Source organism: Candidatus Terasakiella magnetica (assembly GCF_900093605.1).
Classification (GTDB): Bacteria; Pseudomonadota; Alphaproteobacteria; order Rhodospirillales; family Terasakiellaceae; genus Terasakiella; species Terasakiella magnetica.
In genome coordinates this window covers 88,530-112,741 of record NZ_FLYE01000003.1, presented here as the reverse complement: position 1 = coordinate 112,741, position 24,212 = coordinate 88,530, and the positions used below count along the sequence as shown (strand labels likewise).

Genomic DNA, 24,212 nt, shown 5'->3' with positions numbered 1-24,212 from the left:
TGTCATCCCAATGGATCAAACGGTTTATCTTCGCCTTGCTCGCTCTTATCTTCATCAAGAGGGCCTTCATCCCATGGGCCTGCGGTGAATTCTTTAACACCACCGACTTCACCTTTAATGATGCGTTGCATTTCCAGCAAGAGAGCAGGCACACCTGTGTGGGCCACACCGGAAATGGTGTGAATATTGCCATCATAGACTTTTGCCAGCAGTTCTTTTTGCTCTGCCACCTGTTCTTCAAGCAGTGCATCACATTTATTAAGTGCAACCACTTCAGGCTTGGCTGCCAGTTCAGGGCTATAGGCTTCCAGCTCGTGACGGATGGTTTTATAAGCCACATCCACATCGTCTTGGGTCACATCAATTAGATGGAGCAAAACCGCACAGCGTTCCACATGCCCAAGGAAGCGATCGCCCAGGCCTTGGCCTTCATGGGCACCTTCAATCAAACCGGGGATATCGGCAATCACAAACTCACGACCATCTTTCTTATCACCAGAAAGCACAACACCAAGGTTAGGATGCAAGGTTGTAAAGGGATAATCTGCAATCTTTGGCTTGGCGCGCGAAACAGCTGATAAAAAGGTGGATTTACCCGCATTTGGCAAACCAACAAGGCCAGCATCGGCAATCAGTTTAAGGCGCAACCAGACCCAACGTTCCACACCGGGCCAGCCCGGCTCATTTTTGCGAGGCGCTTGGTTGGTGGATGTTTTAAACTGGGCATTACCGCGCCCGCCATCACCACCGCGCATCAAGACACTTGAAACACCGGGTTCTAGAAAATCAGCCAGAACCGTTTCACGGTCTTCATCCAAGATTTGTGTCCCCACAGGGACTTTTAAGACAACATCGTTGCCTTTGCGACCAGACATGTTACGCCCAGCACCACCATCGCCACGCTTGGCTTTGAAATGTTGCTGATAGCGATAATCGATCAGGGTGTTGAGGTTATCCACACATTCGATGATTACATCACCGCCGCGACCGCCATCACCACCATCAGGGCCACCAAATTCGATATTTGCTTCTCGTCTAAAACTGGTACAGCCATTGCCGCCATCGCCACTTTTAAGAAAGATTTTTGCCTGATCTAAGAATTTCATTGTCTCGTCGTCCTCGCCGATGCGGGGACCTCCGTATAATCTGGATAAAAGATCCCCACATTGGCGAGGACGACATATTTCTATTAACGAAAAAAGAGGAATGGAAAAACCACCCCTCTCTTCTCTAACTTTTCATAAGCTTTGAAAAAGCTTATTCAGCAGCGTCTACGTTTACGTAGGTGCGGCCTTTGGCTTTGGTGCGGAAGTTCACTTTACCTTCTGCTGTAGCAAACAGAGTGTGATCTTTACCGATGCCTACGTTTTCGCCTGGGTAGAATTTTGTGCCGCGTTGACGGACCAAAATGTTACCAGCGAGAACAGCTTCACCACCGTATTTTTTTACGCCGAGGCGTTTGCTTTCTGAATCGCGACCGTTACGGGACGAGCCACCAGCTTTCTTATGAGCCATAACTTAATCTCCTGAGGTTAACGGCCTTAGCCTTTAATAGACTTAATGCGCAAAACAGTCTGCTCTTGGCGGTGACCTTTTGTGCGGCGATAGTTTTGACGGCGCTTTTTCTTAAAGATGATAACTTTATCACCTTTGCCTTGCTCAAGAACTTCTGCAGTAACTGCAGCGCCTTTAACAAGTGGCGTGCCAACTGTGGTTTTGCCTTCTGCACCAACCAGAAGAACGTCTTCCAGCTTGATTTCAGAACCGGCTTCACCAGCCAATTTTTCAACAACGATTACGTCGTTTTCAGCGACAGTATACTGCTTGCCGCCTGTTTTAACGATAGCGAACATGGTTCACATACCCTTTAATATACGCGCTTTACGGTGCCTGCATCATGCAGAACTTGCCAACTTAAAAATTACCCCAAGCAGCGTGCTGATAAAATGGACAAAGAAAAACATCTTTATCCAGAGTCGGCGCAATATACTTATATTTGCCAAAGAGTCAATATTTGTCTGTTTTACTACCACATATGTATAACCACATAAATTTTATGAGTTTTTTGTGTACAAATGGAATTTGTTTTATAAAATGTCTTGTACAAAGCAAAAACCAACAAAGGTTCTCAAAAGATGACGAACGCCAATAATATTTTGACCGGGGAAGAACGTACATTTGGTGACGATGAGATTATCGTTAGTAAAACGGACTTAAAAGGCCGCATTACTTACGCTAATAAAATTTTCCTTGATGTTGCGGGCTACATCCTGCCTGAAGTCATGGGTCAACCCCACAGCATGATCCGTCATCCAGATATGCCACGATGTGTTTTCAAACTCCTTTGGGACACAATGGCACAGAAGAAAGAGCTATTTGCTTATGTCATGAACCGCTGCAAAAACGGTGACCATTACTGGGTTTTGGCGCATGTTACGCCAAGCTTTGATGTGAGTGGCAATATTGTGGGATATCATTCAAACCGCCGCGTTCCAAAACGCGACACGCTGGATAACATCATCATTCCGCTTTATGCCCAACTGTTACAAATTGAACAGTCCCATCAAAATAGAAAAGAAGGTATGGAAGCCTCAACTCAGCATTTAATGGGCATCTTAAACGAGAAAGGTGTTGCCTACGATGAGTTTATCCTCTCAATCTAGGACTACGTTTTTAACTATTCTTGCCTTTGGCGCGCTGATCGCCCTTTTCATCCAGACGATTGTTGTAAGCGGGTTTTCCCTGCTTCCTGTTGTCTTGATCGTGCTCACGTCTGTTTGTCTATTTCTCCTGCTTTCTTCGGGTGAAAGTGCTGCTTCTTGTGCAGGCATGGATGAAGTTACACGTGTATGTCATGAAATTGACAAAGGTAATTTCGAAGCCCGTATCACGTCTGTAAGCTCGGGAAAAACCCAAGAGCTTTATGATGCGGTAAACGCTGCCATTGATCGAACAGATGCCTTTGTTCGTGAATCAGCTGCGGCTATGGAATATGTTGCTGATAAAAAATACTTCCGTCGTATTTTTGAGCGCGGCATGACAGGGGCATTCTTAAAAGCCTCACGCGATATCAATGGCTCCATCCATAACCTTTCTGAAATGCAAAGATCATCTATTGAACTGCAAGGAAAAGTGCATGAAGTGGTTGGCCGTGTTGTGGAAAATTCCAATTCTATCGTTCAAGAAGCCGAAAGCATGGGCGGCAAAATCGATAAAAGCTCATCAGGCACCATTGAAGTTGCGGATTCTGCCTTTGAAACCTCACAAAGCATCACGCTTGTTGCTGCTGCAACCGAAGAATTAACCTCTTCTGTTGCTGAGATTACCCGTCAGGTTTCTTACGCCAGTGAAACGTCCAAAACAGCCATGGATAATGTGGAAAGTATTCAAAGTGATATCACCATGCTTTCTGATGAAGCCAAAAACATTGGTGAAGTCATCCAGTTGATTTCTGACATTGCAGCAAAAACCAATCTCCTTGCCCTAAACGCGACTGTAGAAGCTTCACGTGCAGGCGAGGCTGGTAAAGGCTTTGCCGTTGTGGCAGCTGAAGTTAAAAATCTTGCAGATCAAACCAGTAAAGCCACTGATAAAATTGCAGAGCAAATCGGCAATATTCAAGAGGCCACAGATGGTGTTGTCCATAAATCACGCGATATCAGCCGCACCATTCATGAAATTAATGAAGTCTCAGCCGCCATCGCAGCAGCAGTTGAAGAACAAGGTGCAGCCACCAGTGACATTTCAACCAAAGTCAGCCATGTTGCCGATCAATCCACCAAAGTATCTGATCGCATCGGTGATATTGCCCAAGCTTCAGCCGGGTCTTATGCAGGGGCCATTGCCGTAATTTGGGCCGCTGGTGACCAGATTGAACCTGTGGAAGAACTCAACACAGACCTCAAGACCTTCTTTAAAATGCTGTAAATTATCGTTAAGAGCCTCCCACCATATGCGGGGGGGCTCTTACTTATAAGAAATCTCGATAACTTCGAGCTCTTCTGCGCCCTTGGGGGTCTTTACTGTTACCAAGTTCCCCACCCGCGCTTTATTGAGCGCACGCGCAACGGGCGAGACCCAGCTGATCAAGCCTTTGGTGGAATCGACCTCATCTTCACCAACGATGCGCACAGAAACTTCTTCTTCACGCTCATTTTCATAAATAACGCTTGCGCCAAAAAAGACCTGATCGCGGTTGGTTTGCTCTTCGACCTTAACCACAACCGCCGCCTCAATACGTTTAGTCAGGAAACGCACGCGACGATCAATTTCGCGCAGGCGTTTTTTACCATATTGATAATCGGCATTTTCTGAGCGATCACCATTACCCGCAGCCCATGAAACCACCTTGACCACTTTGGGTCTTTCAACCGACCAAAGCGCGTATTTTTCATCTTTTAGGGCCTCAAGACCCTCTGGAGTGATGTAATTTGGTCTTTCCATTGAACTTTCACTTGTTTGATTTTCTATTCTGATTACATTGTTTTGCAGACAGGTCAAAAGGTATTCAAAATGAAACGCTCAAAATCTTTAAAACTGGCCCTCATGGGTGCAACACTTTTCACCATGACGGCATGTGACAACCCCGATGAGGTTGCCTCTATTTTCGAAGACGTGGATGAATGTGCAAAGTTTGAAGGACAAGACCTTGATCAATGCCGCCAAGGTTGGGAAAAAGCTGCTGAAGAACATGTGCGCACAGCACCGAAATACACCTCCGTTGAAGATTGCCAAGCTGACTTTGGTGAAGCACAATGTGAACAGGCCCCGCAACAAACCTCCACAGGTGGTTCTATCTTCATGCCGATGATGATGGGCTATATGATGGGCTCCATGCTGTCAGGGGGTGGACGTTCCAACGTGGCAACACAGCCGCTTTATCGCTCCAAAGATGATCCTAAAAACTTCCGCACGGGTGATAACCAAAAAGTCTCTGGCAAAACGGGTGTGCAAAAAGTCCCCTCAAACGTGACCAAACGCCCAACAACCAAAACTTCAACCGTGCGTCGCGGTGGTTTTGGCAGCACAGCCATGCGCAAGACGGGTGGCTTTAAGAGCTATGGTGGCTGATGTCATTCTGGCACAGGCCAGAAACTAGACACTGGTCTTCACCAGTGTAACAGGAAAAAAAATGCATCGTATTGAGATTGAAGAACGTTCCAACTGGCAGGACCTGGCAAAAGAGGTCGGCTTCCAGTTTCACACCATTGATGGTGAGAAATATTGGGATGAAAGCGTGTGTTATCGCTTCACCCTAGAGCAGATTGAAACCCACATCGAAGACCCAACAGCCGAGTTGGAGCAGATGTGTTTTGAAGTGGTGGAACGCGTCATCAACGATGAAAGCCTGCTGCAAAAATTTGCCATCCCCAGACATTATTGGGACTTTGTGCGCCAAAGCTGGTTAAACCGTGAAAAAAATCTCTATGGTCGCATGGATTTTTCCTATGATGGATCAGGGCCTGCCAAGCTTTTAGAATATAATGCTGACACCCCCACCTCGCTTTATGAAAGTGCCGCCTTTCAATGGGTCTGGCTGGAACAAGCCATGGAACAGGGGCTCATCCCGCCTGATTGTGACCAGTTTAACTCCCTTCATGAAGCCATGGTTGGTGCCTTTGGCACGATGGAGATCAAAGACACTCTTCATTTAGCCGCCTGCCAAGGTAGCCTTGAAGATGAAGGCACCGTTCGCTATATCGAAGAATGTGCCAATCAGGCCCAAATCGAGACACACTTCATCCATATGGAAGAAATTGGTATTGATGAACAAGGGCGTCTCACAGACCTGCATGACCATGTCATCACCAATCTCTTCAAACTCTATCCATGGGAATGGATGATGCAGGATGAATTTGGGGCCGCCATGGCAGACTGTGGTGCAACCTTCATTGAGCCTGCTTGGAAAACGGTCCTGTCCAACAAAGCCATCCTACCCGTATTATGGGATATGTATGAAGGTCATCCGAACCTTTTACCGGCTTATTTTTCTGATGATCCAAAAGCGTCCAGCTTAAGCGGTGGTTTTGTTCAAAAGCCGCTCTTTTCGCGCGAAGGTGCTAATGTCACCATTCATCAAGACGGCGAAGCAATTGAAAGCGTCACTGGCCCTTATGGGGAAGAAGGCTCAATCGTACAAGCTTTACACCCTTTGCCCATTTTTGAGGGCAACCATACAGTGATTGGCAGTTGGCTTGTGGCCAGCCAACCCTGCGGCATGGGGATTCGCGAAGATAATTCAGCCATAACCAAGGATACATCGCGCTTTATCCCGCATGTGATACGCGATTAATCTAAAGCAAGCTCTTCAAAAAACTCATCTTTATGTGTGCGCCGTCACATACATTAAGATAATTCTATTCTACCCTAGGGATAGATTTACAAATCTGTTATAATTTTTCAGGGTTATAGGGATACTTGTTATGTCTGAAGTCACACAAAATGATGTGAAGATTTTATATGGGGATGCGTCACCGGAACGCCGCGCTGTTCTGGCGCAGAAAATCGCCTATAATATGAATAGCGAGACCTTATCGGAGACAGAATTTGAACTGGCCCTCGCCATCTGCCAAAAACTGGCCGATGATATTGATGAAACGGTTCGCTGCTCCCTTTCCCAAGCCCTGAAGAACTCAACTGACATTCCCAAAGAACTTGCTCTAAAACTGGCTCAAGATGTTTTAGATGTCTCTTTGCCTATGCTGGAGTTTAATGAGCTTCTCGATGATGCAGACCTGATTACCTTGATCAAAACAGGGGATGTTAAGCGCCAATTAGCCATTGCCCATCGCCCCGCATTAAGCCCCAACGTCACCCATAATCTTTGCAGCCAAGGTAGTGAAGAAGTTGTTGATCATGCCTTAAAAAATGAGGGTGCCCAATTTATTGAGCAAACTTATGAGCTTGTTTTACAACGCTTTAATCAAAGCGCACAGATTCAATCCAGCATGGCTTCGCGCGCAGAACTACCTGCCCAAATCATTGATCAAATGGTTGATCTGATCAGTGATCAAATCAAGGCACATCTCCTTGGAACCAACGATATCAGCCCCGTTCAACTGGAAAAAATGGTCCTTGAATCGCGCGAAGATGCCAAACAGCGGTTCTTTCAGAACCCTTTATCCAAACGCGATGCGCAAAAGCTCGTGATTGCGTTGGATAAACAAGGGAAACTCAGTAATGAGCTGATCATCAGAGCGCTAGAAATCGGAGACCGCACCTTCTTTGAATATGGCTTGGCTCAGCGCGTAAAAATCCCTGTGCAAAATGCCCAAGCCCTCATTAAAGACAAAGGCGAAAAAGGCTTTAAAGCCCTTTATACCCAAGCTGCCCTGCCCATGGCGGAATTTCAAGCCATCAACTATATGGTGGATGTGGAATATCACAGCAAAAAGAACCGCGCGATCACCTCCCCAGATGACTTATGCGCGCAGGCAGATGAGCCTGAAAGCTGGTTAACCCAGACCGCGAATAAAAAGAAAAAATGGCGTTTTTTCTAAGGCGTGGGTTTTAGCCGAATAACTTATCAATATCGTCTTGGGAAACTTGTCCACCCGGTGCTGGGGCTGCGGCTTCTTTTTTCGGCTCTTTAGGCTTAGGTGCAGGTTCTTTGGCAGCTGGCGCAGGTTCTGCATCAAACAGGGCATCAACTTCACTTTGAGAAGAGACAGCAGATGCGGGCGCAGCGGGTTCTTTTGCGGGTGGCGAAACAGGAGCGGGTGAATCAAACAGATTATCAATGGCATCTTGTGAGACCTGAGCATTGGGTGCTGGCGCGGCATCATTACCAAACAAGGCATCAATATCGTCTTGAGAGACTTCCTGACCAACCACATCGGGCCCGTGCATGGCAATATCGCCATCGCGCATGCCAATGGCATCTTCAATGGTTTCATTCTCATCAACGGGCATTTCTTCCAGCCCTTTGCGCCCAACAATCTCAACCAAGCTATCAAGCGTGCCTTCGAGCTTGTTCATAATACGCACGATTTTAGAAATACGCTGCCCTGTCAAATCATGGAAAGAACAGGATTCAAAAATCTTGTTGGTGCTGTCTTGAATATTATTGCAAGAATTTTGCGCCTCTGGATATTTTACATTTGCGCTTAGGTCCTCAACTGAATTGAGAATATCCTCAGCAGACTCCATAATCGTGTTGGTCGCATCTTCGGTGGTTTCACAGATCGTATTGAGCTGATCGGACACCGTATTAAAGTGATCAACCGAAGATTTTGGGTGTTTAATGGCGGCAAGCTCAGACTTAATCTTAGTGATATAATCCACCAGATGTAAAATTTGCTCTGCCAATAACTGAACGGGTACCTGTTCGGCCATTAAAAACTCCATTGAAACGGGTTATATTATGTAACCCTACTGTCTTTTTTATAGTGATATTTATAATACTCTTAAGTGCAACGCCCTGCCAAGCTTTGGATTCTTTTTTTTATAAAATCTCTCCCATACCCCCAAAATCATCAGATAAGGGAAATATCCCGGAAAGTCTCAATAAACAAAAAAACCGACCGGAAAATCCGATCGGCTTTTTTTGGCTGGGGCACCAGGATTCGAACCTGGGAATACTGCTACCAAAAAGCAGTGCCTTACCGCTTGGCGATGCCCCATTACTTGGTGGCGCGGAACATACGACCTAATTTTCGAAAGTGCAAGAGGATAATTTAAAAAAAATCAAATTATTTTACCCAGTGAGACCCACCATGAAGGCTGGATGGATTTTAATTGGTCCAAGGCCTCTTTTGCAGCTTCTTCATGCTCAAACAAACCAAAGCAAGTTGCGCCACTGCCCGACATTCTGGACAAACGGCAGGCGGGCTGCGCTGATATTGCTTCCAACACTGGTTTGATCTCTGGGGCAATTTCCATAGCCGGGGCCATAAGGTCGTTCTGGCGTTCTTTAAGGGCCTCAATAAAGCCCTCAAAACCATATTCCCCACCCATGGGGGCCGCAGGGCTAAACTCAGCTGTGCGCGCTTTAAAAACAGCAGGCGTTGAAACCGCAACCATGGGGTTCACCAACACCATCCAACAATCAGGCAAGGGCGGCAAGGGCGTGATTTTTTCCCCAATTCCCGCCACATGGTTGGCATGGGCTTTCATACAGATTGGTACATCTGCGCCAAGGGACAAGGCAAGCTCTTCAAGCCCCATTGGGTCTGGAAAAATCTGCCAAAGTTCGCATAAACCTTTAAGGGCCGCTGCGCCATCGCCAGACCCCCCACCGATTCCCGCCGCCACAGGCAGTCTTTTATCAAGGGTGATACGCGCGCCTTTTTCAAGGCCGCTTAAAGCACGCAAACCATGGGCTGCTTTTAAAACCAGATTATCTGCCGGTTCCCCATCCAAAAAAGGTGCCATCGGCCCGCTCACCTCCAAGGTGATATCTTCAGCCTCTTCAAAGCTCAAAATATCCCCCGTCTGGGCAAAAACAATCAGACTATCAAGCTCATGATAGCCATTATCGCGCCGCCCACAGACATGTAGATAGAGGTTAACCTTGGCAAATGCCTCACGTGTGATGGTCATTCTTCAATCAGGCCGTTTTTGATTTTTTCTTCAATTTTTTCCAGAACATCTTTTTCAGGGTTTAGACTACGTGCGCGATACCATTGAAAACGCGCTTCACGATTGCGCCCCACCTTCCAATAGGCATCACCAAGATGATCATTAATGACAGGATCAGAAGCTTGAAGTTCAACCGCGCGCTCTAAATGAACAACGGCTTTTTCATACTCGCCGATACGGTATAAAACCCAGCCCAGACTATCCACGATATAGCCATCGCGCGGGCGTTGGGCCACGGCTTCTTCAATCATCTTTTGGGCTTTATCCATATTGCGCCCAATCTCGATCCATGAATAACCAAGATAGTTCAACACAAAAGGTTGATTTGGTTCCAGCTCTAAGGCTTTTAGAAATAAAGGTTCCGCCTCATCCCAACGTTTTAAACGCTCTAGCGTAATGGCGCGGGAATAAAACAGGTTCCAATGGTGGCGCCCAATCCCTTGCCCAATCAGGTCAATTGCTTGGGCATAGACCGCCTGGGCTTTATCAAAATGGTCGCGATGGCGCAACACATCGCCCAAGGTCATCAACCCTTCAAGGCGTTCAGGATGCTGGGCGACCATCTCTTCTAAAACATCAATGGCTTCGTCACTGCGTGAAATATCATCAAGGTTCAGCGCCATGCGCAAACGTGCAGACCATGAAAATGGGTTGGTTTTAGGGATGGTGTTATAAACCGCATTGGCATCAAGAAAACGTCCATCCGTTTCTAGGATTTCTGCTACCAAAATCTGCGCAATGGGAAAATCAGCTTTGATATGCAGCGCCAAACGCCCCATGATCAAACCGGCCTGACGCGTACTGTGTGAGCGCAGCGATGAAGACAGGCCAAATAAGGTTTCCGCAATCCCATCTTTAATGGAAAGTTCCGTGCGTGTTGCCAGAACCCCGCTTTCCAATTCATCACGCATAGCTTGGATATAAAGTGAGTCGGGATGGGCCAGTGAATAGTCCTGATAGACTTTTTCGGCCTCAGCCAGACGGTTTTGCTTCACCAACAATGTGCCATAAAGCTCTGCTAGGCGAAGCGACATGCCATTGGGGCCAACCGAGGCTAGTTTATAATGTTTTTCCGCCTCTTCAAAACGCTCCCCATATTGGTTTAATAACCCACTATGAAGATGATAAAGCGCTTCCAGACCTTTTTGTTCTTTAAAACCATCCATGGATTTAAGCGCCGCATCCACCCCTTTTTCACCTGCAATTAACCAAGCATGGACCAACGGCTTAACGTAAGCTCCAAGACCTTTTGAAGATAGTGTTTCTGCCAGTTCATAAGCCGACTTCATCTGACCCTGTGCCACATGATCAACAATCAAAAGCACATGAGACATAAGATTGTCTTGTTTCAGCCTTTTCGCAATTTGCGCGGCTTCACTGATGCGACCCTCGCCTGCTAAAATGGTGAAAAGCTGGCGATCAAGGTTATTATCCAAGGTGGTTGGCAGGTCTTCGCTGGATTTCACAGAAGAAAGAAAATCTGCTGCATCGCGCATCTGGCGATGTCGCACGGCATATTGCCCCACAAGATAATCAGAAAAAGAAGATGCCCCCGGCGTAAGTGGCTTTGCGCTTGGCTCACTTGCTGTTGTGCAGCCTGTCATTAAAAGCGGCGCACAGATCAGTGCACTCACAAAAATCTTTTTCATGCCCAAAGCAGCCACTTGAATTCCTTTAGTTTTTTATCACATCGTCTTTTATTTAAAATGCAGTGTAGCCGAGCGATTACCCGTGGTGCAAACTCATAAATAGTTTTTTTGTTATTAATACTGTATCTTTAAGAAAAAAATACGGTGCTAAAGAGATAAAAATGTCAGAAAAAGAATCTGTTGGCCTTGATCATTGGTTTGAAACATCATTAGACCTGCTTTGTATTCTTAATGATCAAATGGGCTTTGAAAAAGCGAGTGCATCTTGGTCACACAGTTTGGGCTGGCCCCTAGGGGAACTTACGTCCCTCACTGTGCTTGAGCTTCTTCATTGTGATGATATTAAGAGCGTGGAAAAAGCCTTATCAAACTGCTTAAAAACAGGTGAGGCTGCGCATTTTGAATGTCGCTGTAAAAACCGTGACGAACAATATATTTGGTTTAGCTGGTCTGTCACGCGCCAAGGCAAGCAGCTTTATGGCAATGGTCATAATATTGATGCCAAAAAACAAAGTGAAATCCACACCCTTTATAAGCTTAACCTGCTTGAAATGGCAGAACAGACCGCACGGGTTGGTCACTGGCATTTAGATACGGCATCCGGCTTGTTTGATTGGTCCCAAGAGGTCTTCAACATCTTTGGCAGGCGGCCTAATAAAACAGAAATCACACTGGATGATTTTATCGATGCATTTTCCGGCAGCCATCAAAAACAGCTTTGGACCTTAATCCAACAAGCTCTCAATGATGCCAGCGAGATCAATACCGAGCTGGTCATCAAACGCGAAGATACCCAAAGACGAAGTGTGATTGTGCGAGCGGTGTGTGAGCGCGATGCCAATCAGGTGATTAAGGGCATGTTTGGCATTATTCAGGATGTCACAGAAGAGCGTCTCCATCAAAAAAGCCTGCGCAATAAAGAAGAGCTTCTCTCTATGGCCTTTCGCGCAACATCCGATGGCATTTGGGATTGGGATCTGGTGTCAGACCAAGTCTGGTTCTCGCCGCAATGGAAAGCCCAGCTTGGCTATGCTGATGATGAAATCGTCAATCGTTTTGACAGTTGGGCTAATCTGGTTTTTGAAGAAGACCGCCTCAAAGCCATGAATGAACTGGACGCGCACTGCCAAGGCAAAACCGATCGTTTTGAAATGATCCAGCGTTTTCGCCATAAAAAAGGCCATACGGTCTTTATCCTTGTGCGTGCCTATGCCTTGCGCGATGAAGAAGGCCGCGCCATCAGAATGATCGGTGCCCATACCGATATTACCGAGATTAAAAAGCTCGAACAGGCGAAATCAGAATTCACCTCCATCGTATCTCATGAATTGCGCACCCCCATCACCGCTGTTCGCGGCGCAATTGGCTTGCTTAATTCCCACTACAATTCAGAACTTTCTGATCAGGTTAAAAAGCTGGTGGAACTCGCCAATAACAACTGCGAGCGCCTGACCCTGTTGGTCAATGATATTTTAGATATGGATAAGCTGCAATCAGGGCGAATGGATTTAGACATCCAGCCCATTCAAATCAACAGCTTTCTCAATACCGTGATTGACAACCACCGCACATATGGTGACCAATTCGGCGTCTCACTTCATTGTGATACAAATGGTGAAGATCTTCAGGTACTCGCTGACCAAGACAGGTTGATGCAGGTCATGGCAAATCTAGTCTCCAATGCCATTAAATTTTCCGATGAAAAAGATACGGTCAAAGTGCGCGCTTATCTGCGCAACAAGAAAGTCGCTATTTCTGTCATTGATACGGGGCGCGGCATCCCACGTGAAATGCGCGACAAAATCTTTGATAAGTTCACTCAAGCCGATAGTTCAGATCAACGCCACAAAGGGGGAACAGGGCTTGGCCTGACCATTTCCAAGGCCATGGTTGAAAATATGAACGGCACCATCAATGTCATTTCCAAAGAAGGCGAGGGTTCAACCTTCAGCATTACCTTACCTTCTGCCTGAGAAAAATTAGTCCTTTCTTTTAAAGTTTATTATACTTATGTATAGGTCTCTTAAGAAATGAGAGCAATTAAATGACCAGCTTTTTCCAATCCATAATTGATCGCATCTTTGGGTCAAATGAGACCGAAGAAGAAATGCCCGATGATGGCGGCTTGGCTGAATTTGCCAAAAACCTTGCCAAGCAACTGGAAGAAGAAGAAAAATTCGGCAAAAAACCCTCGGTAAAAGCCGAAGATGTTTTGCATGTCCAACAAGGCAAGCATGGCATGCGAGCCTATCTGCTGGATACAAGTGATTTCTCTAAAGCAATTGTCAAAGAATTACGCGCCAGCGTCGCCCCTGTTTGTGAAGGCATTTTAAAAACTAGATGTGGCGATAAGGGGACTGGGTATATGCATGTAGACGCATTTTACGCTTTTCACATTGATCATGGTGACCCTGTTGAAGAATATAACGCCGCCATTACCATTATTGATGAAATTGGACGCAGCTTATTGGGTGATCGCTACCTCACAGGTGAAAAACGTGTTCAAGTCCCTATTGCTGAGGTTATGCCAGAAGATATCATCAACAAGAACGGTCGTTTTAATGTAAAAAAAGCCAAAAAAGCCATCAAGTTGGTGCGCGAAACCAAAACCCATGGACCTGCCCAAGTTGATGTGAAAAAGAGTGAAGTCACAGCCGCACAAGGATCAAAAGACTGGGTTCAAAATGAAGTGGTGAAAATTGAAAAAGACCAAGGTGAATGGGAAGAACAAGTCCTTAAAAAGAAAGAAAAAGAACAAAAAGAGTGGCAAGTTTTAGAGCATCAGAAAAAAGAGGAAGAGGACAAGAAACAATGGGAAAGCATTGAGCATAAACCGAAACAAAAAGAAGAAAAACAATGGGAGCCTTTAGAAAAAGAAAGCCCGGAAAAAACCACAGAACAGTCTTGGCTGTCTCCAACTCCTGAAAGCCCTAAAGAAGTTCCTGGCGTTAAAAAGAAAACGCCTCCTGCTCAAACCAAAAGTAAAATAACTGTTCAGCCCACCACCTTGCGCCAACTTGGCACCATTGCCCTTGCCTTTAGACCGTCTTGGCAGACCAAGAACCAGACCATCAACAGCTATGCCGGCTATATCTATCGCCAAAATGAAGGCTCAACCTTTCAAGGTGAAGACATCTATCCCCTAGATGGAAACGAAAAAGCCATTACCCGCATTGACAAGGCCGTTGCCAAACAGGCAGCCCTTCATCTTGAACAAGTCACAAAACTAGATGGGAAACGCATTATCCTGCCGTTTCATATTTCCAGCTTGCGCCTTAAGGCGCAACGCTCCCCCCTTAAGGCCTTGCGCACACTCAATGATAAACAGCGTCAATCTATTTGGATTGAGATTATCGGGATTACGCCCGCAACCTCCCCAAGCCAACTCATTGAGGCCATTAAAAACCAACAAGACAGCTTTAGCCATTTTGGTATACGCTGTGACCTTGTAGATATTAGCCCCTCTTTAATTAAAGAAGCCCAATCCCAAGCAGAGTTTTTAAGTGCTGACCTTGCAAGCTCCAACCTACAAACCCATGACCTTGATCGCGAGTTAGCCAACCTCAATAAAATTGCGACGAGCTATAAAATGGATATCTGTACATGGGGTTTGCGCAGTAAAACCGAGCTGCAACTTGCCCTTCAAGAAGGCAGTGGTTTTATCAATGGTCCTGCATTGGCAAAAGATATGCCCAAACCGGGAAAAGTCATCCCGGTTCCTGTTGAAAAACTACTGGGTCATTAAAGAGTATCGCTACAACTCTTCGTGTTCGCCTTTGCGCGATATGGTCACATCGCGGTGAACCGACACACTCAGCAACAAACCAAAGCTAAACAGGATGGAAATCATCACCGTCCCACCATAAGAAATCAACGGCAATGGCACACCCACAACCGGTAACAAGCCCATGACCATCCCGATATTAATGAAAATATAAAGGAAGAAGGTCGTCACCACCCCAAGGGCAACAAGACGCCCGAAAATATTGCGCGAACGCATGGCAATGGCATAGCCATAGATCAACAAGAGCAAGTAAAGCCCCATCACCGCCAAACCACCCATGAGCCCATGTTCTTCCGCAAGCATGGTAAAGATAAAGTCGGTCTGTTTTTCCGGTAAGAAATTCAAGTGACTTTGCGAACCTTGGCCAAAGCCTTTCCCCGTCATACCACCTGATCCAAAAGCGATTTTAGACTGCATGATATGATAGCCTGCGCCTAACGGATCATTTTCCGGGTTTAAAAAGGTCAGCACCCTTTTCTTTTGGTAAGTATGTAAGAATTGCCACGCAACGGGAATAGCCGCCAAGGCCGATATGCCTACAAGGGCAAATTTCCACAAGCGCACACCGGCAAGGAAAAAGATCACCCCGCTGCCCAAGATCAACATCAAGGTCGTACCCAAATCAGGCTGGCGCAAGATCAATACCGAAGGTGCCGCCACCATAAAGAGCGGAACAAAAAGATATGGAATACTTTGAATTTCTTCCAGACTTCGCCCGTGAAAATAACGCGCCAAGGCCAAAATCATGGTGATTTTCATCAATTCTGAGGGTTGTAACTGGAAAAACCCAAGGCTGATCCAACGCTGCGCGCCCATCCCGATGGAGCCTTTAACCTCGACCCCAATCAACAGACCAAGGGCGATAAAATAAAGCACATAGGAATAGCGCAACCAGATGCGAATATCGGTTAAGGCCACCACAAACATGATGACCAACCCGCCGCAAAAACGAATAAGTTGCCGCTTGGCCCATGGATTCCAACTCCCAACAGAGCCCGCCACATTGGGGTCAGCAGGTGCTGCGGAATACAGCATGGCAAAACCCACACAGGCCGTGATGATCAACAAAAAGACAAAACCCCAGTTAAGTTCCAGAATTTTGCGCCCTAATGTGAGTTTGTCCTGACCGAGGCGATAACGCATCATGATATGTCCCTATGCCTCCTTATCATCTTTTTTATCTGCCGGGCTTGGGGCAACCAAAGGCTCACCACGTGCTGATTCACGGCGTTGAGCTTCTAATAAAATATCGCGCACAATTGGCGCGGCGGCTTTAGAGCCAGACCCGCCATGCTCGACAACCACCGCTGCTGCATAGCGCGGATTATCATAGGGTGCAAAACCTACAAAGAGGGCATGATCGCGCAGCTCCCACGGTAATTCATTATTTTTAAGAACGCGCACATCGCGTTCTGCCTTGGAAATACGGCGCACCTGCGCGGTCCCCGTTTTCCCCGCCATGGTGAATTCACGCTCTTTAATGCGCGCCCGAAAGGCCGTACCACCGGGAATATTCGTTACCGCATTCATGCCTTTATGAATAATCTTCAAATGGTGCGGGTTAATGCCCAAGGGCTCAAACTCTTTTCGCACGGGTACTTCAATACCTTGGCTGGTGCTGATCTTGCGGGTGAGGTGTGGCACAACTTTCTTGCCACTAACCAAACGCGCTGTCATCACCGCAAGCTGCAAAGGTGTTGCCAGAACATAGCCTTGACCGATCCCCGTAATCAGGGTTTCCCCGCCCTGCCATGGTGCGCCAATCGTTGCCAGCTTCCAATCGCGCGACGGCATCAAGCCTGTGCGTTCCCCCGGTAAATCCAATCCGGTTTTATCACCAATGCCAAGGCGACGCGCCATATCATGGATACGGTTAATCCCGATGCGTTTGGCAATATCATAAAAATAAATATCACAAGAATGCATATGGGCTTCAATCATATTCATCGGGCCGTGACCGCCCTTTTTCCAACAATGAAAACGCGCATTGCCCAAATCCATATGACCTTCACAGGTGATACGCTGTGAAGGCGTAATCACCCCTTTTTCAAGGGCGGCAAGTGCCACAACCATTTTAAAGGTCGACCCCGGCGCATATTGCCCGGCAATCGCCTTATTGGTAAGCGGCCCACGTGGATTGGTAATAAGGTTCTGCCATTCTTTATGAGACAGACCACGGTTAAAGGCGTTGGGGTCATAGCTTGGGTTTGACGCCATCGACAGCACTTCACCCGTATGGATATCCAGCACGACTGAGGCAGCAGCATCTTCACCCAAACGCTCAGCCGTCATTTCTTGCAAGCCCGCATCCAGTGTCAGGGTAACTTCAGCGCCCGGTTGGCCTTCTTGGCGCTCAACTTCCTGAATGACACGGCCCAAGGCATTCACTTCCACCTGTGAGGTCCCGCCTGAGCCGCGTAATTTTAAATCATGGAGCCTTTCAACACCGGATTTACCAATGCGAAAACCCGGTAGTTCCAACAACGGATCATCCTTGGCATCTTTTTCCGTTACTGATGCCACATAGCCCAGCACATGGGCAGAATGTGTGCCTTTGGGATAATGACGCGTTTGACCCACATCGATTTCACTTCCGGGCAGGTCCGGTGTGTTAACCTCAATTTGCGCAACTTCTTCCCACGTTAGGTTTTCGCGCACAGTTACTGGTACAAAGCTGCGTTTGCGCTTAATCTCTTTGAGGATTTTCTTCTTTTCTTTTTCACTAATTTCAATGACTTGACCCAAGGTATCTAATGTTCCCGTGGGGTTACCATTGGTGTCCTCAGCCGTAATAATCACGCGGTAATTCTGCTCATTAACCGCCAATTCTTCACCGAAACGATCAACGATACGCCCCCGTGGCGGCGGCAATAAGCGAATGGAAATTCGGTTTTCTTCTGCCATGGTTTTAAAGCGCGGCGCTTCAACCACTTGGAGATAATACATCCGCCCCACAAGAGCTGAGAGCAAGACAAGCTTTCCCCCACCGAGCACAGCTGCCCGGCGACTGAAAAGTTTTGATCTATCACTTCCTCTTTGCATCTCTTTTTGTCGCTCTTATCTCAAAACGGAACGCTGCCAACGCCCCATCACCCATGCCAAAAGGGGATAGACCCCCATGGTCATTAGATATTGGAAAAACACCGGGCCCGGTGCCAAAACATGTACATGGTAGGCCGATAGCAAAAGCCAAGCCTGAAGGGCGGCCCCTGCGGCAATAATATTAAAACCGAGCCATTCCACCCAGAAGGTTTTCCCCAAGAAGAAACGGCGCTGGCCCAAAACCACCCCAAAAACCGTGAGATAGACAATGGTATTAAGCCCCATGGGCGCACCGCCCAACGCATCTTGCAAAATACCAATGACAAACACAGCCCAGATGGGAAATAGGTCAGGACGAAATACCGTCCAGTGGAAAACCCCCATCAACGCCAGTTGCGGCACGATCGAGCCATAGCCGGGAACATGTGTGGGAATGACACTGAGCAAAATCAAGACAACCGACAACCCCACAGGAGAAATATTGCGCGCCCAAAGGTCTAGACGCTGCCAGAAGGCCGGTTTCATGGCTCAGACGGTCTCCTCTCCGTACCCGGTTTGGGCACAACGGTTTTCATTTCCGGTGTCTTGGGTGCAATCGGTGTTACTTTTTTCACCGGAATATCATTTTTGGGCAGGTCCGTTCTTAAACGGTTGCGGTCCAAAATACCCTCAAGGCCGTAATCCACAATGCGTACAATCTCAAGGCGCGTGGTATCCACATAAAGCGTCACTTCAACCGAGATATCATCCACAGCTGAGATTTGCCCAACCGGAATACCTTGCGGAAAAGCCCCACCATGACCCGATGTCACAATACGGTCGCCCGGTGAGACAATAGTGCCCGGGGGCAGTTTGGTTAAAATTGGCTTATCTTCGTTGCGCCCTGCCATAATGCCGCGCGCACGTGAACTTTCAATCATCACCGGAATGCGGCTGTTTAAATCAGATAACAACAACACACGGGCAGAACGATGGGCCACACCGGCAATACGCCCCACAAGACCTTCGCCTGTAACAACCGCTTGACCATTTTTCAGGCCCTCGCGATTTCCGGCATAGACCAGCATACTTTCAGAATAAATACCGCCATCATCAGAGATCACCCGCGCAGCCTGATAGCTGCTTTCAGGACCGACCTGATAATTAAGCAAACCGCGCAATGTTTCATTTTCCGACTGCACTTTACGCGCAACTGTCTGCCATTGCAGCAAACGCTGATTTTCTTTGGTTAAACGCACATTCTCACTATGGATGGAAAGGAACTGACGCCCTTCATCCAAATAATTACGCACGGTTTCAGCAGGTTCAGCAATGGCTTCAAGGATAGGTGCAAAGGCATCATTAATGCGTGCACGGGCTTCTTCAACAATGATGGTTTCTGCTTTACCCAGCATCATCAGGCCAAAGGCTGCCAATATCAGCCCGAGATATGCAAATCTCTGCAGCAGATTACGGATCATATCAACCCGTGTTTGTGCACCTGGCCCTGATTTCACCAAAGGAAGTTCCCCTTCATCCTCAAGTCAAAAGCGCTTCAACCTATGTGAAGCGCTTTGTTGTGTTTAGTACATGGAGGACAGTACATGCTTGAGCTTTTTCATTTCCTCAAGCGAGCGTCCTGTACCCAACGCCACACAAGACAATGGGTCATCCGCAATGGAGACCGGCAAGCCTGTTGAGTGACGCAAAACAAAATCTAAGTTACGCAGCATACCTGCACCACCGGTAAGCACGATACCTTTATCCACGATATCAGCCGCCAGTTCTGGTGCAGTATTTTCCAAAGCCACTTTACAAGCTTCGATAATCGCACCAACGGGTTCAGTTAAGCTTTCTGCGATTTCACGCTCAGAAATAACCAATTCTTTTGGCACACCGTTCATCAAGTCACGACCCTTGATTTCCATTGTGCGGCCTTCGCCATCTTCAGGCGGGCAAGCAGAACCGATTTCTTTTTTGATACGCTCAGCCGTGCCTTCACCCACAAGCAGGTTATGTGTGCGACGGATATAAGCGATGATGGCTTCATCCATTTTGTCACCGCCCACACGAACCGAACGGGCATAAACGATACCGCCCAATGACAGGACGGCAACTTCTGTTGTACCACCACCGATATCAACAACCATGGACCCCGTCGGCTCTGTCACAGGAAGACCTGCACCGATTGCGGCAGCCATTGGCTCTTCAATCAACATCACTTTGCGTGCGCCTGCATTTTCAGCAGAGTTTTGAATGGCGCGGCGCTCAACAGCAGTAGAACCTGAAGGAACGCAAATCACAACCATGGGCGCTGCAAAGCTGCGGCGGTTATGCACTTTACGAATGAAGTGCTTGATCATTTCTTCGGCAATTTCAAAGTCGGCAATTACACCATCGCGCAAAGGACGGATTGCCTGAATGTTACCTGGTGTACGGCCCAGCATTTGCTTGGCTTCTTCACCAACGGCCAGAACCTGTTTTTTGCCATTATTATCGGCAATAGCAACCACGGACGGTTCGTTTAGAACAATCCCTTTACCTTTGACATACACCAACGTGTTTGCCGTTCCTAGATCGATTGCCATGTCAGCGGACAGAACGCCGAACAGTTTAGAAAACATCTTGCCTCAACTCATATTTTACAGGCCAAGCCCAAATAACCCAAGTAGCCCCTCGAATCACGATTCGAAAAACCGATTAACCTTTATAAGAAGTCATGTCGCGCAATGCTAGTCCTTATAACGAGTCGCGAACACTTTTTTTGCACTTTTTCGACATTTTTCGACTTCTTCACCACTTCATGATGAAACAAGAAAGTTAACAAATGATGATGGCTACGAAAAAAGAGGCTGAAACACGGGTTTCCAGCCTCTTTTTTCACTATTCATGCTCTAGCTTTATCCAAAGCCTGAGAGAATCTTTTAAATACTACCCACGTCTTCAGGCTTACCCTTTTCACGTTTAACCAGTAATTTGTTAACCGCGTTTAAATAAGCATTCACAGAGGCTACCATCGTATCGGTATCGGCCCCGCGACCATTAACCGTTTTGCCTTCTTCTTCCAGACGCACAGTCACTTCTGCTTGGGCATCGGTACCTTGGGTGACAGCATGAACCTGATACAGTTCCAAATGAGCATTTGGCAGCGGCACGATCTCTTTAATCGCTTTAAAGGCTGCATCAACGGGCCCATCGCCTTCTGCAATGGTTTTGCGCTCATCCCCATCAATTTCAAGGGACAAGGCCGCAATTTGGCTTTTCACATGGGTGCCGCACGTCACTTGGAAATGGGTCAATTTCACACGTTCATTAACGCGCATGACCTCATCATCAACCAAGGCAATAATGTCATCGTCATAAACGTCTTTTTTCTGATCTGCCAAATCTTTGAAACGCTTAAAGGCATCATTTAAGGCATTATCACCCAACTCATAGCCCAATGCAGATAATTTATCTTTAAAGGCATGGCGACCAGAGTGTTTACCCAAGACGATCTTATTGGCGTTATCAAGTCCAACGCTTTCAGGCGTCATAATTTCGTACGTGCCTGCATGTTTCAACATGCCATCTTGGTGAATACCTGACTCATGGGCAAAGGCGTTTTTACCCACAATTGCCTTATTAGGCTGCACAGAAAAACCCGTAATGGCAGAGACCATGCGCGAAGCACGCGTGATCAATTCTGACTTAATGCCTGTTTCATAAGGCATGAAATCTTTGCGCGTGCGCAAGGCCATAACGATTTCTTCTAAGGCGGCGTTACCTGCACGCTCGCCCAAACCGTTGATGGTACATTCCACTTGGCGTGCCCCAGCTTGGACTGCTGACAAAGAGTTTGCCACAGCCAAGCCCAAGTCATTGTGACAATGGGTTGAAATGATGGCCTGATCGATGTTTGGCACGCGGTTCATCAACATGTCGATCATCTTGTAATATTCTTCCGGCACCGTGTAGCCCACCGTATCGGGAATATTGATCGTGCGTGCACCCGCGGCAATGGCGGTTTCCACACAACGACACAAGAAATCGGGGTCTGTGCGTGTGCCATCTTCTGCTGACCATTCCACATCTTCCACCAAAGAGCGGGCAAATGTGACGGAGCTTTTGATTTTTTCCACAACCGCATCCGGTTCCATTTGCAATTTATATTTCATATGCAATGGAGATGTGGAAATGAAGGTATGGATACGATGGATCGGGGCGTGTTTTACCGCATCAAAGCAACGCTGAATGTCGCCTTGTGAAGCACGTGACAAGCCACAGATCGAGGAATTTTTTGCACGTTTTGCAATTTCGCTGACTGATTCAAAGTCACCTTCCGATGCAATCGGGAAACCCGCTTCAATCACATCAACGCCCATCTCTTCCAACGTTTCAGCAATACGCAGCTTTTCTTCCAAATTCATGGAAGCGCCGGGGCTTTGTTCGCCATCACGCAAAGTGGTATCGAAAATAATTACGCGGTTTGAATCGGTTGTCATTCTTCTCATCCTAAGAAAATATGTTTGGATATTAATTAGTGAAATATGCTTGTAAATGCAACAAGCCTTGTCCCCTGAACGCTCACTTCAGGTCACTTTTTCAATAATGGACGAGAAGTTTGCTTCGCTCAGGGGCGAGTAAGTCGTGCAAGGAGGAGAGAAAGTCGTTTTTGACCATATACACGCAAAGCAACCGCAGCGCTTAAAGAAGCGGCGATCATTGTTACAGCGCTGATTTCAATCATAGTCATGGTCGACTGAACCTTAAGAATGTTTGTTACCTCTTTATAAAAGGGGATTTATTTCGCAGAGTCAAACTGTTTTTCACACAAGCGCGCGTCTTACCCCAGATTTTCCACGAGACCCTTGCTCTGCGCGCAGAGTGCATACTGTCTTGTTTGAAGGGGCCTTATTTGCTTCTTGTGGCTTGGTGGCTTGAGACAAACCTGTAGCAGGCTTTTGGTTTTAACTGGGGCTATGATGTTCTTTTTCCAGTACCTCAAACACCCTAACAAAAAAGGAGGTTCCCGTTAAGGAACCTCCCTTTTCTGCAGTGCATGCAGACTCCATTTACTTGAATGGAGTCACGCACATCTAAACCCAAAAGGCTTAGTTGTGTTTCTTCGCAAATGCGTCTCCCCGCCCCCTTTTATCAAGGGCATGCGGGATTTGCTTAGTTGCGTTCTTTGTCAACCAGTTGGTTGGCTTTGATCCATGGCATCATGCCACGCAGTTGCTCACCAGTCTCTTCGATTGGGTGCGCAGCGCCTTGAGCACGACGTGCTTTCAGGAATGGCTGGCCAACTTGGTTTTCCAACATAAAGTCACGAACGAATTTACCGTTCTGGATATCCGTCAAAACGTCTTTCATGCGCTCTTTAACAGACGCATCGATAACGCGTGGACCAGAAACATAGTCGCCGTATTCAGCTGTGTTTGAGATCGAGTAGCGCATGTTGTGCATGCCGCCTTCGTACATCAAATCAACAATGAGTTTTACTTCGTGCAAACATTCGAAGTAAGCCATTTCTGGTGCGTAACCAGCTTCTGTCAAAGTTTCAAAACCGTAACGGATCAGCTCAGTCAAACCACCACAAAGAACAGCTTGCTCACCAAACAGGTCAGTTTCACACTCTTCTTTGAAGTCTGTTTCAATGATGCCAGAACGACCGCCGCCAACGCCACAAGCGTAAGACATAGCGATTTCTTTAGCATTACCAGAAGCATCTTGGTGAACAGCGATCAAACATGGAACGCCGCCGCCTTTAACATATTCGCCACGAACGGTGTGACCCGGGCCTTTAGGCGCGATCATGATAACGTCATGGTCAGCAGGCGCTTCGATCAAACCGAAGTGGATGTTCAAACCGTGAGCGAATGCAAGCGCACCGCCTTTTTTAAGGTTTGGCGCGATTTCGTTTTTGTAGATTTCAGCCTGAAGTTCATCAGGTGTCAAAATCATCAAAACGTCAGCCCATGCTGCAGCTTCAGCCACAGACATAACTTTCAGGCCTTCGCCTTCAGCTTTTTTACGTGTGGCAGAGCCTTCACGCAACGCAACAGCAACTTCTGTTGCACCAGAATCACGAAGGTTCAACGTGTGTGCGTGACCTTGTGAGCCGTAACCAACGATGGCTACTTTTTTGGTTTTGATCAAATTGACGTCAGCGTCGCGATCGTAATAAACCTGCATGT

The 24,212-nt window shown here is 47.1% G+C and carries 22 protein-coding genes and 1 tRNA gene; 7 read left to right on the top strand and 16 right to left on the bottom strand.

Features of this window, described 5'->3' with window-relative positions; genetic code table 11:
* Positions 1 to 2 precede the first annotated feature (2 nt).
* The 3 genes from obgE to rplU all read right to left on the bottom strand — a co-directional run bounded on the left by obgE (position 3) and on the right by rplU (position 1,853).
* A complete protein-coding gene (gene obgE / locus MTBPR1_RS04565; RefSeq protein ID WP_069186383.1) occupies positions 3 to 1,106 on the bottom strand; it encodes a GTPase ObgE in 1,104 nt (367 codons plus the stop codon).
* Between the two features lie 151 nt (positions 1,107 to 1,257).
* Positions 1,258 to 1,515, bottom strand: coding sequence for a 50S ribosomal protein L27 (gene rpmA, locus MTBPR1_RS04560; RefSeq protein ID WP_069186382.1), 258 nt, complete (start codon positions 1,513 to 1,515; stop codon positions 1,258 to 1,260).
* A 26-nt stretch (positions 1,516 to 1,541) separates the two neighbouring features.
* Positions 1,542 to 1,853 carry a 50S ribosomal protein L21 gene (gene rplU / locus MTBPR1_RS04555; RefSeq protein ID WP_069186381.1) on the bottom strand — a complete coding sequence of 104 codons (312 nt, stop codon included), beginning with the start codon at positions 1,851 to 1,853 and terminating at the stop codon, positions 1,542 to 1,544.
* A 282-nt stretch (positions 1,854 to 2,135) separates the two neighbouring features.
* Between rplU and MTBPR1_RS04550 the strand changes: the two genes are divergently transcribed.
* Positions 2,136 to 2,663 (top strand): PAS domain-containing protein, encoded by a 528-nt coding sequence (locus MTBPR1_RS04550; RefSeq protein ID WP_069186380.1) that lies wholly within the window; start codon positions 2,136 to 2,138, stop codon positions 2,661 to 2,663.
* Positions 2,641 to 3,927, top strand: coding sequence for a methyl-accepting chemotaxis protein (locus MTBPR1_RS04545; RefSeq protein WP_083222885.1), 1,287 nt, complete (start codon positions 2,641 to 2,643; stop codon positions 3,925 to 3,927). Before MTBPR1_RS04550 ends, MTBPR1_RS04545 begins: the two co-directional genes overlap by 23 nt.
* A gap of 39 nt (positions 3,928 to 3,966) precedes the next feature.
* On the opposite strand, the gene greB is transcribed toward MTBPR1_RS04545, so the two are convergent.
* Positions 3,967 to 4,443, bottom strand: a complete 477-nt coding sequence (gene greB / locus MTBPR1_RS04540; protein WP_069186379.1) for a transcription elongation factor GreB — start codon at positions 4,441 to 4,443, stop codon at positions 3,967 to 3,969.
* Between the two features lie 69 nt (positions 4,444 to 4,512).
* On the opposite strand from greB, the gene MTBPR1_RS04535 reads away from it, so the two are divergent.
* The 3 genes from MTBPR1_RS04535 (at position 4,513) to MTBPR1_RS04525 (ending at position 7,499) form a co-directional block, all read left to right on the top strand.
* The gene (locus MTBPR1_RS04535) at positions 4,513 to 5,070 is read left to right on the top strand and encodes a DUF1190 domain-containing protein (protein WP_069186378.1); all 558 of its coding nucleotides are present in this window, start codon (positions 4,513 to 4,515) and stop codon (positions 5,068 to 5,070) included.
* A gap of 61 nt (positions 5,071 to 5,131) precedes the next feature.
* Positions 5,132 to 6,292: a glutathionylspermidine synthase family protein gene (locus MTBPR1_RS04530; protein ID WP_069186377.1), complete on the top strand. Its 1,161-nt coding sequence runs from the start codon at positions 5,132 to 5,134 to the stop codon at positions 6,290 to 6,292.
* A 130-nt stretch (positions 6,293 to 6,422) separates the two neighbouring features.
* Entirely contained in the window at positions 6,423 to 7,499 is a 1,077-nt protein-coding gene (locus tag MTBPR1_RS04525; protein ID WP_069186376.1) for a DUF2336 domain-containing protein, read from the top strand.
* A gap of 10 nt (positions 7,500 to 7,509) precedes the next feature.
* Here MTBPR1_RS04525 and MTBPR1_RS04520 read toward each other — a convergent pair whose 3' ends face one another.
* The 4 genes from MTBPR1_RS04520 to MTBPR1_RS04505 form a co-directional block, all read right to left on the bottom strand.
* Entirely contained in the window at positions 7,510 to 8,334 is an 825-nt protein-coding gene (locus MTBPR1_RS04520; protein WP_165602612.1) for a protein phosphatase CheZ, read from the bottom strand.
* A gap of 212 nt (positions 8,335 to 8,546) precedes the next feature.
* A tRNA-Gln gene (locus MTBPR1_RS04515) sits at positions 8,547 to 8,621 on the bottom strand.
* A gap of 64 nt (positions 8,622 to 8,685) precedes the next feature.
* Positions 8,686 to 9,540 (bottom strand): 4-(cytidine 5'-diphospho)-2-C-methyl-D-erythritol kinase, encoded by an 855-nt coding sequence (locus MTBPR1_RS04510; RefSeq protein WP_069186374.1) that lies wholly within the window; start codon positions 9,538 to 9,540, stop codon positions 8,686 to 8,688.
* On the bottom strand, positions 9,537 to 11,228 hold the full coding sequence (locus MTBPR1_RS04505) for a tetratricopeptide repeat protein (protein ID WP_126465016.1): 1,692 nt from the start codon (positions 11,226 to 11,228) through the stop codon (positions 9,537 to 9,539). The genes MTBPR1_RS04510 and MTBPR1_RS04505 overlap by 4 nt, the downstream gene beginning before the upstream one ends.
* Positions 11,229 to 11,389: 161 nt before the next feature.
* On the opposite strand from MTBPR1_RS04505, the gene MTBPR1_RS04500 reads away from it, so the two are divergent.
* Together MTBPR1_RS04500 and MTBPR1_RS04495 are read left to right on the top strand one after the other, a co-directional pair.
* The gene (locus tag MTBPR1_RS04500; protein ID WP_069186372.1) at positions 11,390 to 13,201 is read left to right on the top strand and encodes a sensor histidine kinase; all 1,812 of its coding nucleotides are present in this window, start codon (positions 11,390 to 11,392) and stop codon (positions 13,199 to 13,201) included.
* A 71-nt stretch (positions 13,202 to 13,272) separates the two neighbouring features.
* Positions 13,273 to 14,973 (top strand): hypothetical protein, encoded by a 1,701-nt coding sequence (locus MTBPR1_RS04495; protein ID WP_069186371.1) that lies wholly within the window; start codon positions 13,273 to 13,275, stop codon positions 14,971 to 14,973.
* A 9-nt stretch (positions 14,974 to 14,982) separates the two neighbouring features.
* Here the strand turns inward: MTBPR1_RS04495 and rodA are convergent, their stop codons facing one another.
* From rodA to ilvC, 8 genes are all read right to left on the bottom strand, one after another.
* Positions 14,983 to 16,155 (bottom strand): rod shape-determining protein RodA, encoded by a 1,173-nt coding sequence (gene rodA, locus MTBPR1_RS04490; protein ID WP_126465022.1) that lies wholly within the window; start codon positions 16,153 to 16,155, stop codon positions 14,983 to 14,985.
* A 12-nt stretch (positions 16,156 to 16,167) separates the two neighbouring features.
* Positions 16,168 to 18,054 (bottom strand): penicillin-binding protein 2, encoded by a 1,887-nt coding sequence (gene mrdA, locus MTBPR1_RS04485; RefSeq protein WP_069186369.1) that lies wholly within the window; start codon positions 18,052 to 18,054, stop codon positions 16,168 to 16,170.
* Between the two features lie 15 nt (positions 18,055 to 18,069).
* Complete coding sequence (mreD, locus tag MTBPR1_RS04480) at positions 18,070 to 18,579, bottom strand: rod shape-determining protein MreD (protein WP_069186368.1); 510 nt, start codon at positions 18,577 to 18,579, stop codon at positions 18,070 to 18,072.
* A complete protein-coding gene (gene mreC, locus MTBPR1_RS04475) occupies positions 18,576 to 19,550 on the bottom strand; it encodes a rod shape-determining protein MreC (RefSeq protein WP_069186367.1) in 975 nt (324 codons plus the stop codon). The genes mreD and mreC overlap by 4 nt, the downstream gene beginning before the upstream one ends.
* Before the next feature lie 66 nt (positions 19,551 to 19,616).
* A complete protein-coding gene (locus MTBPR1_RS04470; RefSeq protein WP_069186366.1) occupies positions 19,617 to 20,657 on the bottom strand; it encodes a rod shape-determining protein in 1,041 nt (346 codons plus the stop codon).
* 300 nt (positions 20,658 to 20,957) lie between these two features.
* Positions 20,958 to 22,517, bottom strand: coding sequence for a 2-isopropylmalate synthase (locus MTBPR1_RS04465; protein WP_069186365.1), 1,560 nt, complete (start codon positions 22,515 to 22,517; stop codon positions 20,958 to 20,960).
* A 128-nt stretch (positions 22,518 to 22,645) separates the two neighbouring features.
* Positions 22,646 to 22,768, bottom strand: coding sequence for a hypothetical protein (locus MTBPR1_RS18350; RefSeq protein ID WP_276204531.1), 123 nt, complete (start codon positions 22,766 to 22,768; stop codon positions 22,646 to 22,648).
* Between the two features lie 422 nt (positions 22,769 to 23,190).
* Entirely contained in the window at positions 23,191 to 24,210 is a 1,020-nt protein-coding gene (gene ilvC, locus MTBPR1_RS04460) for a ketol-acid reductoisomerase (RefSeq protein ID WP_069186364.1), read from the bottom strand.
* Positions 24,211 to 24,212 lie beyond the last annotated feature (2 nt).